Genomic DNA, 16,465 nt, shown 5'->3' with positions numbered 1-16,465 from the left:
AGGTCATGCGGCGATACCTACGGTCAATGTGGCGGTGTACCCGTTCGCAGCATCGCCGGTCAGCGCGGCCATCTGGTACGTCGTGCCATCGCTGAAGACGTTGTCGACAGCAAAGCTCGTCACCGAAGTGTTCTGGCCACGCGAGGCATACAGCGTGGAGTTGTACACCGCCGTCGTATCCGCCAGGGGGAAGGCAATCTGCGAGGTGGCCGTTGCGGTCACCTCCAAGTTGTCGGCCAGATAGATCTGGAAATGCACATGCGTGATTCGCCCGGCATACCAACCCGGGTAGATCGTCGTGAACGTGACTTCGCCATTGGTGTCCGACACCTGGATGCCACGCAGGAACGTCTGCCCCAGCGTATTGCCGTTCGTGCTCGTGCTGTAGCCGGAATACACGCCGTCCTTGTCGCAATGCCAGACGTACACCGCTGCGTTGGCGATCGGTGCGCAGCTGCCATTGACGTTCACCAGTTTCAGCCGAAGCGTCAGGGGCACACCAGTCTTGCCTTCGGTGATGTCTTGCCGAACCATCGCCGCGTTGCTCAGGATCGCCAGCAAGGGATACGGGCCCTGCGTTTCCTGCGGAATGATCGCGCAAGCGCCCGCGCTACCGGTGCTACCGCCGGCGCCGGCGGAGCCCGTCGTAGTTGTCGCGCTGGTCGTATCGGTGGCGCCTGTGCTGACCGCACTCGACGTCGCCGTTGTGCCCGTCTCCGACCCGCCACACCCCCACACCACCGCCGCCCCCAGCGAGCCGATCGCGCCGAGCAATCGGCGCCGTTCTGACACCGTTGCAGGCTCGTCGGTATTCTTGCTGTCCATCATCACGCTCTCCCCGTATGGTCAGTTCGCCCTGCGCGCTTGTCGCGCCGGCAAGGCTTAGCCTAACCAGCGCACGGCACCGCCGCCGTGACCCGGCCATGCGTGGATGTTTCCCGATGTGAATCAAATGCAAACCGTGCGCGGGTTGGCACATACCGGGCCAACGCGCGATCATTGCGCTTCCACACGCCTCGTGAACCATGCAGGAGATTGCCCCATGAGCGGCCCCCAGAGCGGAATCCTCGCCCCACTGCCCCCAGCGGCCCGTTACCTGAGTTTTTCCTTACTGCAGGGCACCGACGCGCGTACCGCGCTGCGTCGCCTGGCGGCCGAAGTCGACGGGGAGCGTTGTGTGCTGGGTATCGGCGCAACTCTGGCGAACGCCCTGGGCCGCCATGTCGAAGGGCTGACAACATTCCCGAACTTCTCTGCGGCGGGTGTCGAACTCCCCGCCACACCCGCCGCGCTCTGGCTCTGGCTGCGCGGCGAAGACCGGGCCGCACTGCTGCAGCGCGAGCGTCACATCGCAGCCCTGCTGGCAGACACCTTCGTGCTTGAGCATTCGCTGGAGGCCTTCGTCCACGGTGGCGGGCGTGATCTGACCGGTTATGAGGATGGCACCGAAAACCCGCAAGGCGACGCTGCTGTCGCCGCTGCTATCGTCGCGGAAGATGAGCCGACACTCGCCGGCTCATCCTTCGTCGCGGTCCAGCAGTGGCTGCATGATTTCAAGCGCTTCGAAGCAATGCCGAAATCGATGCAGGACAACGTGATCGGGCGGGAACGCGAATCGAATGAAGAACTCGACGACGCACCGGATTGCGCACATGTAAAGCGCACCGCGCAGGAGAGCTTCTCACCGGAGGCCTTCGTGCTTCGTCGCTCGATGGCGTGGATTGAGGGCGATCGTGGCGGTTTGCAGTTCGTCGCCTTCGGCGCCTCGTTTGCGGCTTTTGAGGCGCAGCTCAGGCGCATGTGCGGCGCCGAGGACGGCATCGTCGACGGCCTGTTCCGCTTTACCCGACCGCTCACCGGCGCCTACTTCTGGTGCCCGCCCATGCGGGCCGGCGCACCGGACCTCCGCCTGCTCGGCGTCTGACGCCTTGACCCCTGCGCCGGCTCAGGCCGGCGCAACCACCATCGCGCGGGCGACGACCGACTCAACGGCCAGCTCGGTGTGGTCGCACTGAATGATCGTCAGCGGACGTTGCTGCAACACGCTGAGCGTCTGTCCGACGGCAATGCCATAGGCGAGGAACTGGTCCTGCAGCAGGGTATCCAGCGTGGCATCGAAGCCACGGAATCGGACGGTGGCGCCGGGGGTGGCGTCGGCTAGACGCATTTCGTTGGGGCTCATCGCGGCTTACCAGAAGTGCTTCAGGATCATGTTGAAGATGCCGCCGACCAGGAAGGCTGTCGGCATAATCAGGCCCAGCATCGCAGCGGCGATCTTGCCGCCCTGCTCCTTGATGACGATCATCACGCTGGCAATGCACGGTACGAAGAGGGTGATCGTGATCATGCCGACCACCGTCTGCAGCGGCGACAACTGGTGGCCAAGCGCGAACAGGCCGGTGGCGCCGAAGTCGCGCCGCAGGAAGCCCATCACGAACGCCGCGCTCGCCTCCTTCGGCAAACCGAGCCAGCCGGTCACCAGCGGCTCGCCCTTCTCGATGATCCACGGCAGCGCGCCCACGCGATCCAGCACGAACATCAGCAGCGTGCCGAACAGGAAGAGCGGGATCACTTCAACCAGATACCACTTCAGGCGGCCCGCGGTCTTCTTCATGACGTTGCCGATCACCGGCAAGCGCATCGGCGGCATCTCGGTGACCAGCGGAATGCGGCGGCCCGGGATCAGCTTCGCCGCGAGCCAGCCGGAGGTCAGCAGAATCAGCACGACCGAGCTGAGCCAGATCAGCGTGGCCGAGAAGGAAATGCCGGACAGCATGCCCATCACCACGCCCAGTTGTGCCGAGCACGGAATCGCCAGTGCGAGCAAGAAAGTGGAGATCACGCGTTCGCGTTTGGTGTGCAGGATGCGCGTCGTAAGCGTCGCCATCGTCACGCAGCCAAGCCCCAGCACCATCGGCAGCACTGCACGGCCATTCAGGCCGATTAGCGAGAACGCGCGGTTCGCCAGCACCGACAGGCGCGAGAAGTAACCCGAATCTTCCAGCACCCCGAAGGCCAGGAAGAAGGTTGTGACGATCGGCAGGATCAAGGCGAGCGCGTAAGTCATGCCCATGGTCCACAGCCCGTACTGCCCGACCATCAGGTCGGCAACCCATTGCCACGGCACATGCGCCCGAACGAAACCTTCCATCGCCGGGTTCAGGATTTCACCGAACAGATTCTTCTCGGTCAGACCGACCAGGAAGCTCGCGCCGAACACGCCCACGAATTCATACACCGCGAACAGCACCAGCAACAGAATCGGCAAGCCCCAGATGCGATGCACCGCAAGCCGCCCGAGCCGCGTCGAGAGCAGCTTGGCTTTCGGCACTTCCTTCCGCAGATAAGCGCCAGCAAGGCGATCAGCCTCCGCCGCGCGAGCCTGCGCCAAAGCGGTGGACAGGGGTTCGGGACTGGCCGATTCGGCGGCCTCGCGCAAAGCGATCAACTGTTGCGCCTCGGCCCCCAGATGTGCGGCGAGCCAGCGTTCGACTTCGGCATCACGGCCAAGGAACAGCACCGCGAGCCCACGTGGCGCCAGCGGGGTCTTCGGTAGCCGGGCGGTGATCCAGTCCGCCGCCTGCATCACGACCGTTTCGACCGCATCCGGGTAGCGGAAGCGATGCGCCGGCCCTTGGCTGGCATACGCATGTTTGAGCGCTTCCGGCAGGCGCTGCAGGCCTTCGCCGCTGGTGGCAACCGTTTCAATCACCGGCGCGCCGATCGCTTTCGAGAGGCCTTGCAGATCGACGCCAACGCCGCGCGCCCGCGCCTCGTCCGCCATGTTGAGCGCCAGCACCCAGGGCAAGCCCAGGTCGGCAAAAACGAGCGACAGCGCCAGCGTGCGGCGCAGGTTCTTCGCGTCACCCACCTGCACCAGCGCGCGCAGGTTTTCGTGCAGCAACGCGCGCATCGTCGCGTGCTCGTCGTCCGAGCGGGCCGGCAGGGCCAGGACCCCGGGCGTATCCAGCACTTCGGCGCCACGTTCGAAGCGGGCCGAAGCGCGTGACACATCGACCGTCGTCCCCGGGTAGTTCGACACGTTCACATAAGTGCCGGTCAACCGGTGGAACACCACCGACTTGCCGACGTTCGGGTTGCCAACAAGGGCGAAGACCCCTGGTGTGGCGCCGTCTGCCGCCGAGGCGGCCTGACGGTCCAGCGTGGCCGTGTCGTTGGTGCAATGTGTCATGTACGCTACCTGCAGAATCGGGTGGATCAGCCGTGGCGGCGTTTCGGAGAAGAACGCCAACGCGAATCGTTATCAATTATATATCGCCTGCACCCAACTGCAGGATTGTTTTGTATCAAGCACTTGCCGATGCCAACACCACAAACACGTACTGCACTGATCGCCGGAGCGACGGGCCTGGTTGGCCGCGAGCTGCTCGCAATGCTGCTCGCATCGCCCGAATATGGCCGCGTGGTCGCGCTGGTGCGGCGCCCCACCGGCTTGCAGCATGCGAAGTTGCACGAGCAGATCGTCGATTTTTCTGCCCTGCCGGCGGATACGCCAGACCTGCAGGCCGACGACGTTTTCTGTTGTCTCGGTACAACGATCCGCGTAGCCGGCTCGCAGGCGGCCTTTCGCGCCGTCGATCACGACTATCCGCTCGCACTCGGCCAGCTCGCAAAAAAAGTGGGGGCGCAGCGCTTCCTGCTGATATCGGCGCTTGGCGCCGATGCGGCGTCCAAAGTGTTCTACAACCGAACCAAGGGCGAGACGGAGCGCGATCTCGCGAACCTTCGCCTGCCTGCGTTGTGGTGCATGCGGCCGTCCCTGCTTGATGGCGATCGCGCCGAATCCCGCCCGGGTGAACGAGTGGCGCTGGTATTCGGTCGCGCCGTCGCGCCTTTGATGCTGGGGCCGCTACGGCGCTATCGCCCCATCAGCACCGTGGCTGTGGCGCGCGCAATGCTGCGCTGCGCGCTCGGCGAGGGGCCGGCGCCGGGCGCGGTGGAATCGGAAGAGATCGCGCGTCTGGGTGAAGCCTAGTCCAGCGTCAACACCGCGCCGGCCACCGGCGTCTCCGCAGTGATGCCATAGCGCGCATGGACGGCCGCAGCCAAGCCTGCGCGCGCCGGGTCCTCTCCGTGCGTCAGCACCACGCGCGGATGCCCGGCGGCCAACGGGGCCAGCCAGTCGAGCAGGCCTTCGCGGTCAGCGTGGGCAGAGAAGCCTTCGAGCTGTACCACTTCAGCACGCACCGCGATCGTCTCGCCGAAGATCTCGACCTCGCGCGCGCCTTCAGCGAGTTGTCGGCCGAGGGTGCCGGGCGCCATGTAGCCGGGCAGGATCACGAGGACATCCTCGCGCCACAGGTTATGGCGCAGGTGGTGCAGCACGCGGCCCCCTTCGCACATGCCCGCCGCGCTCATGATCATGCAGAACTCGCCGCTGACATTCAGCAAGCGCGATTCGGCCGACGAATCAACGACCCGCAGCGTGTCCGGCAGCTGGCCTCGACGTCCGAGCCGTTTGGCCTCCAGATCATGCAGTTCGCCGTGGCGGGCGTAGATCGCGCCGGCACGCGCAGCCATCGGGCTGTCGAGGAACACCGGGAACGCCGGCACGATGCCATCACGGAACGCGTGCGCCAGCTCGTACAGCAGTACCTGGGTGCGCCCTACCGCGAAGGCCGGCACGATCATGCGCCGGTGCTCGGCCACGGCCCGGCGCAATAGCGCGTGGAAGCTCGCCAGCGTATCGGCACGCGGCGGCCGGCTGCGGTCGCCGTAGGTGGATTCGAGGAACACGACATCGGCTCGCGGCGGCGTTTCGGGGTCACGCAAAATCGGCGCATCGCGCGTGCCAAGATCGCCGGAGAACACCACCGTCAGCGGCGGCTTGCCTTCCCGCGCGATCTGCATCTCAACGCTGGATGAGCCAAGGATGTGACCGGCGTCGAAGAAGCGGATCGCCACGCCCGGCGCGATTTCCCGCTGTTCGCCGTACGGCAGCGCAACGAATCGGCGGACCAGGCTCTCGACGTCGTCCACCGTGTAGAGCGGGCTTTGCTCACGCCGCCCGGCACGCCGCAGCTTGCGGTTGGCGCGACTGGTGTCTTCCTCGGCGATCTTGGCCGAGTCAAGCAGCAGCACCTCAGCCAGTTCGAGCGTGGCCGGCGTGCCGTAGAGCGGCGCCCGCGAACCATGCGCAGCGAGCAATGGCAGGCGGCCGGAGTGGTCGACATGGGCATGCGTCAGCACGCCCGCGACCAGTCGCTTGGGTTCCACCGGCTCGATCACGCGGTTGCGGCCTTCGATGTCACGTCCGCCCTGGAACATGCCGAAATCGACCAGCACCCGCGCCTGCTCGGTCTCAAGCCAGTACCCCGAACCAGTCACCTCACCGACTGCACCGCAAAACCGTACGCTGACCATCGCACTGCCCCCCGGCTCGCGCCCCAGCCTCAGCGCTGAGCGCCTGCATGCCGAATTGTCCGCCCGCCAGAGGCACGACTCAAGCCGACTGGAGCAATCGCCCCACGCAGCCGAAACTCGGGCTGTTGGCCAAATCCCCCGGCGTCACCGTCGCAGGATTGGGCCATGGATCCTCGATCGCCGCGCGGCTGGTCAGCGCGCGCGTTGCACTCGGCGCCCGAAGGTGGCGGATCCGTTCGGCCTGCACCGCAACGTCGGCATCCGGCTTCCCAGCGGCGGGCGCCATTGTGCGCGTCTGCAGCCCCCGCCCTTCGCCGGCCGTGGGCGCCGGTGGCAATGCCCGGTTCGGCGAGTGATGACGCGCCTCTTCGTACTCCTTCAACAAAGCGAGCCAGTCGATATGCGGGAACGGAACAGGCGGTTGGTCGACCACCTCGATCTGCGGCCGCAGGCGCCCGGCAGGCACCGTGGCCGCTTCCGCAAAGCTGCGGTAGACGAACTCGCTGCACACCATGCGCCCCGGATCCGTTTGGATGACATGGTCCAGCGCGACACGCAGAAGCCACTTCGCCGGCTCGGGCCAATCAAGCTTGCTGCGCAGCGCGCACACAACGCCCAGTTCGAACAACTCGTCGAGTGGGTACGGCGCGCCAATGAAACCGTCAACCTTTGCCTGCAGGGCGCTCAGCGCCGCCGGGTCCAAATTTGCATTGCGGCCACCGAAGCGCAGCACATCGATCACGGAGAAATCCGTGCTGTCCACTGCACGGTCGGCGAGCCCGGTCTTGCGCACCCCCACCGACACCGCTTCAGCCACCGTCTGCACGTCAAACACCAATGCGGAGTGGCTGTAGCCTGAATCGCTCGCCCATGCGATCAGTTTGGAGATTTCGCCGCGCCCCATGTGAAGCAGCACATCGCCGGGGCGAACGGCAGATAGTTCGATAGGGTCAGGCAAGGGACTCTCCTTCAGCAGCCAGCATTGGTGGCGCAACAAGTGGGGAAAGCGGCGCCAAGGCGACACGATTGCGGCCGTCGCGCTTTGCGGCATAGAGCGCCGCATCTGCCCGCGCAATCAGGTCCTCGGCGGACAATGCGTCGCTGCTGCTGCTGGCAACGCCGACGCTGCAGCTCATCGCAATCGTTTGCTGCCACGCGCAGACCGGTTCAGCGGCCACCGCAGCTCGGATCTGCTCGGCGATCGTGCCCGCAACGGGTGCAGCAGCGCCTTGCAGCACGACGAGGAACTCCTCGCCACCGTATCGCCCCAGGGCATCCGTACGACGCAGCACGCTGCCAACGCGTTTGCACGCTTCGCGCAGGCATGCGTCACCGGCCAGGTGCCCGTGGGTATCGTTGATCCGCTTGAAATGGTCCAGGTCGATGAACAGCACCGACACGGGCTCGCCTGTCTCGCGAAACGCAATGCGGGCGGCGTCAAGCCGTTCGAGAATCGAACGCCGGTTCAATGCGCCGGTCAGGGCGTCGATCTGGGCTCGTCGCTGCGCTTCACGCAAGGCGTGCCGCATCTCGCGAACGCGGTCGGCCAGCCCCAACGCGAGCATCACGCCAGCCACCACCATTGAGAGCGGGAACCCGTAGTACAGCAGCGGCCCCGTCTCGGTGCCCAGCAGGAAGCTTGCTGTGCGGGCAAAGGTGAAGCCCTGCATCATCATCCACGCGAGCAGGAAGAAGGCCGCCGCACGACTGCCGCTACGCCAGCCGAGGAAGCCCGCCGCCAACACCATCGCGGTGCCTGCCATGACCGTCAGGTTACCCAGCGCCACCAGCACGACCATGCCCGAAGGTGGCACCAGTGGCACGGCGATCAACAACAGGACGTAAGCCCACTGCAGCGCGGCGAAGCTGCGATCAAGCCTTGGCGCGATGCGCCCGATATCCACCATCCGGCGCGCGAACATCGATGCGCAGAGCGCGCCGAGCCCTGCGAACAGATTGACGAGCCGGCCACCAATCGGCAGCAATGCATCCATGCCAGGCAGCGACAGACCTTCGCCAAAGACCATTGCAACGTAGAAGCCCTGACATGCGACCACCGACGAGAACAGCAGGAAGAGGGATTCGCGCAGCATCAGCCACACACACACACCACACAGCGCAAGCGTCAGCAAGGCACCAAAGGTGCCGATCGCCAGCCGCACATGGGTCAGCGATGCGGCCTCGGCTGCGTCACGCGTCTCGATCGAAAGGACCGGGCGCATCTGGGTCGGCTCGCCGCCTGGCTCCGCCAGCAAGTAGATCGGCACACCCACGCGCGGAGCCACGAGAGGAAAGATCATCAGACCGCGCGTCAGGTGCGCGGGGTAATCAGCTCGCAATGCCCCCAGCTTAGTGGCGGCGGAACCGTCGCCAGGAAAGACCGTCAGCACCTGGAAGCGCGTCTGTCGAACAACGAGCGCTGGCGACGCGTCGGTCGGCCAATCCTGCATTGGCACAACGCGGAACCAGGTTGGTCGATCGAGATCCCGCAACAGGGTGGTATCGGCCAAGGCAAAGCGATCGTCGAGCTTGCCGGCACGTATCGTTGCTTCTGACGCAGCCAGGTCCGGCGGCAAACGTTCAAGGCGAAATGCCAAACCTGCCGCATCGGCAATCATGGGGCACAACCAGCACACCAAGCACAGCAGGCGGAACAGGCACGACATTGCTGAGACACCGGATAGACCAACGCCAAAGTCTAGGCGAGCGCAAGGTGTCCACACCCCTGTTGGCGCAAAAGATCCTCAGGCTTCGGGGCCCCGGTGATGAAGATGCCGCTTGCCGGCTTTGTTCGGATGACGTGCCGGCTCTGCATGGCGCTCGTCCACCAGCGCGCGACGTGGCGATTCGCGAGCAAGTCGCACGCAGGTGGCGATGACACCCGCAAGTGGCGGCGGAATGCTGGCGGGGCCGCGGATCGCAACTTCCGCGAGAATCGCGAAAGCGAGGCCCGGCTTGGAGTGCCGGCCGATCGCGCGATCAATCACCTTGTGCGGTGTGCCGAACGCAGTCGGCGGTGCGCCCGCCGCGTGGCGGTAAACCGAGTCAAAGCCGTGGCTCCAGAAGCAGTGCTCGATGTCCTTCTCATGCAGCAAGGTCAGCCGCTCGGCGAGCGGATCGCTGCCGAGGTGGCGGCGCGCCGCTTCGCCGTAGGCCAACCCGGAGCGGTCTCCATCAGCGAGCACATGCCACTGAATACGAAGCGCCTGCGCCATCTTGATCAACGGGTCGAGGCCGCATTGCGCGAATTCGACACAGGCGATGCCCTCTTGCGCGAAGTCGTAGCCCAGGAAGCGCGCCAGTTCCGATAACACCCAGAACTCGGTTTCGCCTTCGACGAGCAACCAGCAGCGCGCGAAACTGGCCACCCCGTTGCGCACCCGCAAGTGGTAGCCGAACTTGCGCAGCTCTTCCGGCTTGAAGCGGCTGGTGTCGACCTGGAAGGCACCGACCTCGCCTCCGTGTCGCACAAGGCGCCGCTGTGCGCCCAGCGGGGCCGCCGCAAGCAACTCGCCCGACTGGGTCGTCACGACTTTCTGCAGGCGGATCGGTTCAAGCAGGCTCCATAGCGCAGCGAGCGTCATCGGGTGCAGATGGGCTTCCGGGTCTTCGATCACCAGCAAGGGGCGGGAATCCGGCGCGAAGGTGCCGGCGCCCTCGCGCACCAGCGCCGCCGCGATCAGCAGCATGGCAATCTTGCGTGATGCGGTACCGGCCACTGGCACGCTACGCATCGGCGCCTCGCCCGGGGGCAAATCCCCGATCACCGCGGCCAGATGTTCGCGCGAAGGCCCCTCCTCCACGCCAAGGCCTGGCACGCTGCGCAGCAGCAACTGACGTGCTGCCTGATAGCCGGCGTTGAGGTCATGTTCCGACGCCGCCGAGGCGCCCGCCTCCAGCGCTGCCCAGTAATGACTGACCGCCAGCGCAAGCCGGTCCAGCTCGTTCGATCCGTTGGCGCGCGCCGCCAGCGCCGCCCCAACCCCCAGCATGCGACTGCTGCGGGCCTGGATCAGCGGACACAGGCGACGCACGGCACTGACCAATCCGGCATCCGCCGCCCGCTCGGCACCTTGCGGCGAGCGCACGACCCAGTGTTGCCGCAGTGTCACTGCGTGAACCCGCAAACCCAGCGAAAAGCCGCGGCAGGTGCGCGACACCCAGCCGGCCGCGTCCCGCAGTGGCGCGCAGGCGGCTGGCTCCCACTCGCCGGGTTCGCGCTCGGCAAACTGCAGATCGATGGCGATCGCGGCCAGGTGGGCCGCCTCGCGGGAAGGGGTTTGGTGAATGTCGCTGTCGCGGAAGACCGGGGCGCCATCCGGCCAGGGCCCGAGTACCGCGGCAAGGGCATCAAGGATTGCCGTCTTGCCGACGTCGTTCTCGCCGATCAGGACTGTGCTTGCGTTAAGGGCTATGCGCACCCGCCCGATCACGCGGAAGTTCTCGATCCGGATCTCGCTGAGCCACATGTGCCGATCTCCACGCCAGCTGTGCCGACGCTGCAGATGCAGGCGCCCCTGCGCCGCCCGTCGCTATCCTGAACCGCGCGTCAGTGCGCGTCCAGCAGCGCGGCAAGTGGCGCTCAGGCCTCCCGCACCTCGGCGCGCAGAGCCACATAACGCGCAAAATCGCCCAGCAGCAGCGCCACAAGCTGCGGGTCGAAACGTTTGCCGGCCTGTTCCTGCAAGTAGGTGCGGATCTGCTCGTCGGACCAGCGGGCGCGATACGGGCGATCGCTTGCGAGCGAGTCAAAGGCATCGGCCAGCGACACGACACGCGCAGCCAGCGGAATTGCATCGCCTGCAAGGCCAGACGGGTAGCCGCTGCCGTCCCAGTGCTCGTGGTGCCCGCGTGCGATCGTGGCCGCGATCTGCATGACTTCGCGGCGCGAGCGGGCAAGCAACTCGGCGCCGAGTTCTGTATGCGCCTTCATCGCCGCCCATTCGTCCGGATCCAGCGCACCGGCCTTCAACAGAATGCTGTCAGCCACCGCCACCTTGCCAACATCGTGCAGCGGCGCGGCAAGCAGGATCAATCGTGCCGTGGCCTCATCGACGCCGGCTGCGCGCGCGAGCGCCTGGCTGACACGGGCAACGCGCTGCACATGCGCTGCGGACGAGGTACCGAGCTGCTCAACCGCGTCGCCAAGCATGCCGACCACCTCGCCTTGCGTGGCCTGCATCTCCTCCATCACCGACAGGTTCTCGAAGGTCAGCGACACGTTGATCGCGTAGAGCTCAAGCAACTCGCGCTCATGCGACGCGATCGGGTGAGTCAGCTCGACGTAGAGCAGGTTCTCCTGCCCGCTGAAGCTGCGGTGGTACAGCACGTAATCCTTGTCGCCGTGGAGGCTTTCCTTCCGGGTCAAGGCTTCCTGGAAGCGCGCAGCAATCGCCGGGGGCAGCGAATCGAGCGCCCCCTGATCGGCGAACTGCACCAGAGACCCACTCGCCGCAAGCGTGCGGGCCGAGCGGCCACCTGCCGCCTGCGCCGGCAGGACGAGGCAGTAGATGGCGGTATCCCGCAGGCCGAGTAGTTCGGTCAGCTGGCCGAGCACGGCAGACGCAAATTCGCGCAGGCTGCCTGTACGCAGGATGTCCGACGTCGCAAGAATCACGCGCCGCATGCCATCGCGCTGGCGCTGGAGTGCGGTGATGTCGCGATAGGCGCGCAGACCGGAGTACAGCAGCGTGCGCAGCTTCTGTGCCGTGAGTTCGGTCTTTTCCTTGTAATCGTCGATGTCGTAATCGCGGATCACGCGATCCACCGGCGCATGGCCCGGCTGGCCGGTGCGCAGGTAAACGCGCGTCGTGTGGTTGTCGCAACCGGATCGAATGAACTCCACCAGCCGCAGGCCGGCGTCTTCGGTCTCCATCACCACGTCGATCAGGGCGACGGCGATATCCGGTTCGCGCTCGAAAATCTCGCGCCCCGCCTCACCGCTGTGTGCCGACAGGATCTGCACGCGCCGGCCAAGGAACTCGAAACCGGTCAGCGCAAGCCGGGTGACCGCAATGACCTCAGGGTCGTCATCAACGACCAGCATCTTCCAGGGCGGTATCGATGGCGAAGGCACATCGCTGCCAGGCAGCGGCGGCTCATCGTCGGCGAACAGTAATTCCATTGCGGGGGGCTCCGGTCGGTCCGTGCCGCGCGCAAACGCAACGGCACCTCCTACCTATTACGGCAAAGATTCAGGTGTCTGAAGTCGCGTCAGCGATGATCAGGAGGCCGGCACGCAGGCCGGGTTTCACGGCGGGGTTGGGGAACACGATCAGCTCGCCGGGTTCGGCGTGCCATTGCTGAGAGCCGTCTTCGGCTATCAATGCGCCCGCGGCAAAGCCGGTGAAGTTGGCCGCATCAGGCGGCAGCATCATCTGAAAGGCATCGCTCTGTTTGATCAGCTCGCGGCTGACACGAAACACATGCGGTGCGGTTTCGCTACGCGGCAACGGGTCGGCCGCGATCAGTGCGCGCAACGCACGATCGACGGCCGCGAACTCGCCGGATACGCCACCGCCCAGGCGCCGCACGCGGCCAAGCTCGAAGGTGTAGGCCTCACAGCCATGCACCCTGGCGCTGCGCGCGCTGAAGGTCGGCGCCTTTACCCCAGTCAGCAATACCGCTTCAATGCCACAGGCTGCAAGCAGCGTGCGCGGTTCATGCCCGAGCGGACCTTCGCTCTCGCGCGGGGCGATCGCAAAGCAGGCATAGCGCGAATCCCGGATCGCGCTATGCAGATCGAGGTGCAAGGCCGCAGGGTTCCGCGCACAGAACCTGTCGATGGCCGCAATCAGCGCTGCGGCGCGCGGCGCCTCACACGACGCCGATACGGTGGCACCGCCAAACAGCCGATTGAGATCATCATCGATATAGCGGCGTGCGGCGCGCAAGGCCTGCAGGTTGCCGAACACCAGCAGCAGCGGTATCCGCGGCGCCAACGCCCCGACGCACAGTGCAGACACGATGCCGCACAGCACTTCGACCGGCGCTGTTTCGTCCCCATGGATGCCGGCCGACACAATTAACGGCCTGCCGGGCCCTGCGTTCGCCGGCGTCACCTGCCAGACAGCAGACGCCAGGCGCTCTACGGTTGCCCCTCCCGGCAAGCGCGCGGGCAATTGTGCGTCGTCGCTGGCGAGCAGCTCGGCAAGCAGGTCCATGTCAGGCAAGCTGGAACGGGTAGACCGAGCCGATCCCGAGAATGCGCGTCAGCTCGTCCAGCGCGGTTCGGCACTCGGCCAGCAGTTGCGGGTCCGCGAGGTCTGCCACGGCCAGGCGATCGCGGTAATGGCGCACGACCCAGTCGGACAAGCGCGAGTAAAGGACGTCGTTCATCCACACGCCGGGCGTCACGGCGGCGTGTTCCGATTCGTTGAGCACCACGCGCAGGCGCAGGCAGGCGGGGCCGCCGCCATTCTTCATCGATTGCTTGAGATCGAACACCGCGACTTCGGCAATCGGCCCATTCGCGGCGAGCAGACCTTCGAGGTATGCCCACACCCGCTCGTTGCGGCGGCATTCGTCCGGCACCACCAGCAGCATGCGGCCATCGGGGCGCGACAACAGCTGGCTGTTGAACAGGTAGGTCGACACCGCATCGGCCACACCCACTGCAGCGTCCGGAACCTCGATCGCCTGCAGCGCCACGTCGCCAAGGCCACGCTGAACGTCGGCCAGCAAGCGCGCCTTGTCGTGGAACGCATGTTCGTGGAAGAACAGCACATTGCGGTTGCCGACCGCGATCACGTCGTTATGGAACACGCCGGCGTCAATCACGGCGGGGTTCTGCAACGCAATCACGGTGCGTGCGGCATCCAGGCCATGCAGTCGAGCGATCGCCTCGCACGCCTCGCGCGTCTGCCGTGCCGGGTAACGAACGGGCGCGGGCTCGTTGCCGAAGGCAGCGCGGCCATAGATGAACAGTTCGACGCCGGGCTCGCCGTACTCGCCGCACAGCCGGGTGTGATTGGCAGCCCCCTCGTCGCCAAACTGCGCGCAGTCGGGCAAGGCCGGGTGGTGCGCAAAGTGCCGCGCATCCGCAAACACTGCGCGCAGCACGCGACCGGTGGTCGGGTGTTCGATCGCGCGATGGAACTTGTTGTTGAGGTTGGCCGGCGTGAAATGAGTGCGGCGGTCCGCAGTGTCGGCCGAGGGGCTCACCGTCGCAGCATTCGCTGTCCACATGCAGGAGGCCGAGCTCACTTGCGGCAGCAAGGCTGGGGCGATGCGCGCAACCGCTTGCAGCACGTCGGCATCGCTACCTGCGAAACCGAGCCGGCGCAACGTTGCCAGATCCGGGCGCTCGTGCGGTGGCAGCACGCCCTGGCGGAATCCGCGATCGGCCAGCGCCTTCATTTTGGCTAGGCCCTGCAGCGCCGCCTCGCGCGGGTTGGACACATCGCCGGTGTTGTTCTGCGATGCAACGTTGCCGAACGAAAGCCCGCCGTAGTTGTGGGTCGGCCCGACCAGGCCATCGAAATTGGCTTCGAACGCCTTCATGGAAATCACCACCCCTGATTGCAACTGTGCCGCGCGGCGCGCAGCCGAACATGGATCGGATTGAAGCGCCCCACGCCGGACCGGATCACGGCGCGGGATTCACTGGTCAGGCCATCAGGTCGAGGCCGGGCGGCAACTGCGCGGGTCGCTCCGGCGCCGCGGTTTCCATGCCGGCCACCGGATAGGCGCAATAATCGGCGGCGTAGTACGCGCTCGGCCGGTGATTGCCCGAATGGCCAACGCCCCCGAACGGCGCCGCGCTGGATGCCCCGGTGAGCGGTTTGTTCCAGTTGACGATGCCTGCCCGCGCGTCGCGCCAGAAGCGCTCGAACAGGCCGGCGTTGTCGGAGATCAGACCAGCTGCCAGTCCGAAGCGCGTGGCGTTGGCAAGCCGCATGGCTTCGTCGAAATCGCGATAGCGCTGCACCATCAGCAACGGGCCGAAATGCTCTTCATCAGCCAGCGCGGCAATCGGCGTCACGTCCAGAATGCCGGGCGACAGCAAGCCGCTGCCTGCGGCAAGGCTGCGCATCGCCAGCAGCGGCACCGCACCCTGCGCGACAAGCGAAGCCTGCGCGGCAAGCAGGCGTTCGGCCGCGGCAGGCGTAATCACGGCCCCCATGAAGGGCGCGGGCTCTGCGTCCCAGGCGCCGGCCCGCAAGGCAGCCGCCACGCGCACCAGGCGCGCCAGCAGCGCATCGCCCCACTCGCCCTGCGGCACCAGCAAACGGCGCGCACAGGTGCAGCGCTGCCCTGCCGAAATGAACGCGGACTGAACGATGGTGAAGATCGCAGCGTCGAGGTCGGCCACATCCTGCACGACCAGCGGGTTATTGCCGCCCATTTCGAGCGCGAGAATCTTTTCTGGCTGGCCCGCGAACTGGCGATGCAGGGCCGCACCGGTTGCATGGCTACCGGTGAAGAACAGCCCGTCGAGCTGAGGATGCGCAGCGAGCGCAACACCGGTGTCGCGGCCGCCCTGCAGCAAATTGATCACCCCGTCGGGCAGGCCAGCCTCCCGCCACAGCGTGGCCGTGCGCTGCGCCACCGCCGGCGCCAGTTCGGAAGGCTTGAAGACCACCGTATTGCCGGCCAGCAACGCCGGCACGATGTGGCCGTTCGGCAGATGACCCGGAAAGTTGTAGGGGCCGAAGACTGCAACCACGCCATGCGGACGATGGCGCAGGACGGCCCGGGTGCCGGCCGACTCGCTCTCGCGAGAACCGGTTCGCTCCTGATACGCGCGTACCGAGATGTCGATCTTGCCGATCATCGTCTGCACTTCGGTCGCCGCTTCCCAGCGCGGTTTGCCGGTCTCGCGGCCGATCACCGCAGCCAGTTCGGCGGCGTTGGCCGCAAGGCATTCGCCGAAGCGGCGCACGATGGCCAGGCGCGCGTCGAAACCCAGATCGCGCCACGCGGCAAACGCGGACCGCGCGGCGAGCACGGCGGCATCAACCTGATCCGCGTCGGCCGCGCATCCATCCCAAACAAGCTCACCCGAAACCGGGTTGCGGCTCTGCAACGGCGCGCCTGCCCCACGTACCCAGCCGGGGCCGATCAGATGATCCTGCATGTT

The 16,465-nt window shown here is 66.1% G+C and carries 13 protein-coding genes; 2 read left to right on the top strand and 11 right to left on the bottom strand.

The window, feature by feature from the left end:
- Positions 1-3: 3 nt before the first annotated feature.
- Positions 4-828: an intradiol ring-cleavage dioxygenase gene (locus HH302_RS03330; RefSeq protein WP_216661748.1), complete on the bottom strand. Its 825-nt coding sequence runs from the start codon at positions 826-828 to the stop codon at positions 4-6.
- A 214-nt stretch (positions 829-1,042) separates the two neighbouring features.
- On the opposite strand from HH302_RS03330, the gene HH302_RS03325 reads away from it, so the two are divergent.
- Positions 1,043-1,924 (top strand): Dyp-type peroxidase, encoded by an 882-nt coding sequence (locus HH302_RS03325; protein WP_172198175.1) that lies wholly within the window; start codon positions 1,043-1,045, stop codon positions 1,922-1,924.
- Positions 1,925-1,945: 21 nt separating this feature from the next.
- Here the strand turns inward: HH302_RS03325 and HH302_RS03320 are convergent, their stop codons facing one another.
- Positions 1,946-2,182: a FeoA family protein gene (locus HH302_RS03320; protein WP_172198172.1), complete on the bottom strand. Its 237-nt coding sequence runs from the start codon at positions 2,180-2,182 to the stop codon at positions 1,946-1,948.
- Positions 2,183-2,188: 6 nt separating this feature from the next.
- Complete coding sequence (gene feoB, locus HH302_RS03315; RefSeq protein ID WP_172198169.1) at positions 2,189-4,192, bottom strand: ferrous iron transport protein B; 2,004 nt, start codon at positions 4,190-4,192, stop codon at positions 2,189-2,191.
- Between the two features lie 129 nt (positions 4,193-4,321).
- Between feoB and HH302_RS03310 the strand changes: the two genes are divergently transcribed.
- A complete protein-coding gene (locus HH302_RS03310) occupies positions 4,322-4,996 on the top strand; it encodes an oxidoreductase (protein WP_172198166.1) in 675 nt (224 codons plus the stop codon).
- Here the strand turns inward: HH302_RS03310 and HH302_RS03305 are convergent.
- The 8 genes from HH302_RS03305 to astD form a co-directional block, all read right to left on the bottom strand.
- Positions 4,993-6,348 carry an MBL fold metallo-hydrolase gene (locus tag HH302_RS03305; RefSeq protein ID WP_172198163.1) on the bottom strand — a complete coding sequence of 452 codons (1,356 nt, stop codon included), beginning with the start codon at positions 6,346-6,348 and terminating at the stop codon, positions 4,993-4,995. The two genes, HH302_RS03310 and HH302_RS03305, sit on opposite strands and share 4 nt — an antisense overlap.
- A 115-nt stretch (positions 6,349-6,463) precedes the next feature.
- Positions 6,464-7,342, bottom strand: a complete 879-nt coding sequence (locus HH302_RS03300; protein ID WP_172198160.1) for a hypothetical protein — start codon at positions 7,340-7,342, stop codon at positions 6,464-6,466.
- A complete protein-coding gene (locus HH302_RS03295; RefSeq protein WP_172198157.1) occupies positions 7,335-9,050 on the bottom strand; it encodes a diguanylate cyclase in 1,716 nt (571 codons plus the stop codon). The genes HH302_RS03300 and HH302_RS03295 overlap by 8 nt, the downstream gene beginning before the upstream one ends.
- 78 nt (positions 9,051-9,128) lie before the next feature.
- The gene (locus HH302_RS03290) at positions 9,129-10,853 is read right to left on the bottom strand and encodes an ATP-dependent endonuclease (RefSeq protein WP_172198154.1); all 1,725 of its coding nucleotides are present in this window, start codon (positions 10,851-10,853) and stop codon (positions 9,129-9,131) included.
- 113 nt (positions 10,854-10,966) lie between these two features.
- The gene (locus HH302_RS03285) at positions 10,967-12,508 is read right to left on the bottom strand and encodes a DUF3369 domain-containing protein (RefSeq protein WP_172198151.1); all 1,542 of its coding nucleotides are present in this window, start codon (positions 12,506-12,508) and stop codon (positions 10,967-10,969) included.
- 70 nt (positions 12,509-12,578) lie between these two features.
- On the bottom strand, positions 12,579-13,547 hold the full coding sequence (locus HH302_RS03280; RefSeq protein ID WP_172198148.1) for a succinylglutamate desuccinylase: 969 nt from the start codon (positions 13,545-13,547) through the stop codon (positions 12,579-12,581).
- Position 13,548: 1 nt separating this feature from the next.
- Positions 13,549-14,886 carry an N-succinylarginine dihydrolase gene (gene astB / locus HH302_RS03275; RefSeq protein WP_172198146.1) on the bottom strand — a complete coding sequence of 446 codons (1,338 nt, stop codon included), beginning with the start codon at positions 14,884-14,886 and terminating at the stop codon, positions 13,549-13,551.
- Positions 14,887-14,992: 106 nt separating this feature from the next.
- Positions 14,993-16,462 (bottom strand): succinylglutamate-semialdehyde dehydrogenase, encoded by a 1,470-nt coding sequence (gene astD, locus HH302_RS03270; RefSeq protein WP_172198144.1) that lies wholly within the window; start codon positions 16,460-16,462, stop codon positions 14,993-14,995.
- Between the last annotated feature and the right edge of the window lie 3 nt (positions 16,463-16,465).

This window comes from Niveibacterium sp. COAC-50, from assembly GCF_013184235.1.
GTDB classification, from domain to species: domain Bacteria; phylum Pseudomonadota; class Gammaproteobacteria; order Burkholderiales; family Rhodocyclaceae; genus Niveibacterium; species Niveibacterium microcysteis.
The sequence above is the reverse complement of the archived record's forward strand: the minus strand, read 5'-3'. Positions and strand labels throughout refer to the sequence as shown.

Excerpts from the sequence above, each read along its gene's own strand:
- astB (WP_172198146.1), bottom strand. The coding sequence starts at position 14,886 with ATGAAGGCGTTCGAAGCCAATTTCGATGGCCTGGTCGGGCCGACCCAC.
- HH302_RS03310 (WP_172198166.1), top strand. The coding sequence starts at position 4,322 with ATGCCAACACCACAAACACGTACTGCACTGATCGCCGGAGCGACGGGC.
- HH302_RS03295 (WP_172198157.1), bottom strand. The coding sequence starts at position 9,050 with ATGTCGTGCCTGTTCCGCCTGCTGTGCTTGGTGTGCTGGTTGTGCCCC.
- HH302_RS03330 (WP_216661748.1), bottom strand. The coding sequence starts at position 828 with ATGATGGACAGCAAGAATACCGACGAGCCTGCAACGGTGTCAGAACGG.
- astD (WP_172198144.1), bottom strand. The coding sequence starts at position 16,462 with ATGCAGGATCATCTGATCGGCCCCGGCTGGGTACGTGGGGCAGGCGCG.
- HH302_RS03280 (WP_172198148.1), bottom strand. The coding sequence starts at position 13,547 with ATGGACCTGCTTGCCGAGCTGCTCGCCAGCGACGACGCACAATTGCCC.
- HH302_RS03285 (WP_172198151.1), bottom strand. The coding sequence starts at position 12,508 with ATGGAATTACTGTTCGCCGACGATGAGCCGCCGCTGCCTGGCAGCGAT.
- feoB (WP_172198169.1), bottom strand. The coding sequence starts at position 4,192 with ATGACACATTGCACCAACGACACGGCCACGCTGGACCGTCAGGCCGCC.
- HH302_RS03290 (WP_172198154.1), bottom strand. The coding sequence starts at position 10,853 with ATGTGGCTCAGCGAGATCCGGATCGAGAACTTCCGCGTGATCGGGCGG.
- HH302_RS03325 (WP_172198175.1), top strand. The coding sequence starts at position 1,043 with ATGAGCGGCCCCCAGAGCGGAATCCTCGCCCCACTGCCCCCAGCGGCC.
- HH302_RS03320 (WP_172198172.1), bottom strand. The coding sequence starts at position 2,182 with ATGAGCCCCAACGAAATGCGTCTAGCCGACGCCACCCCCGGCGCCACC.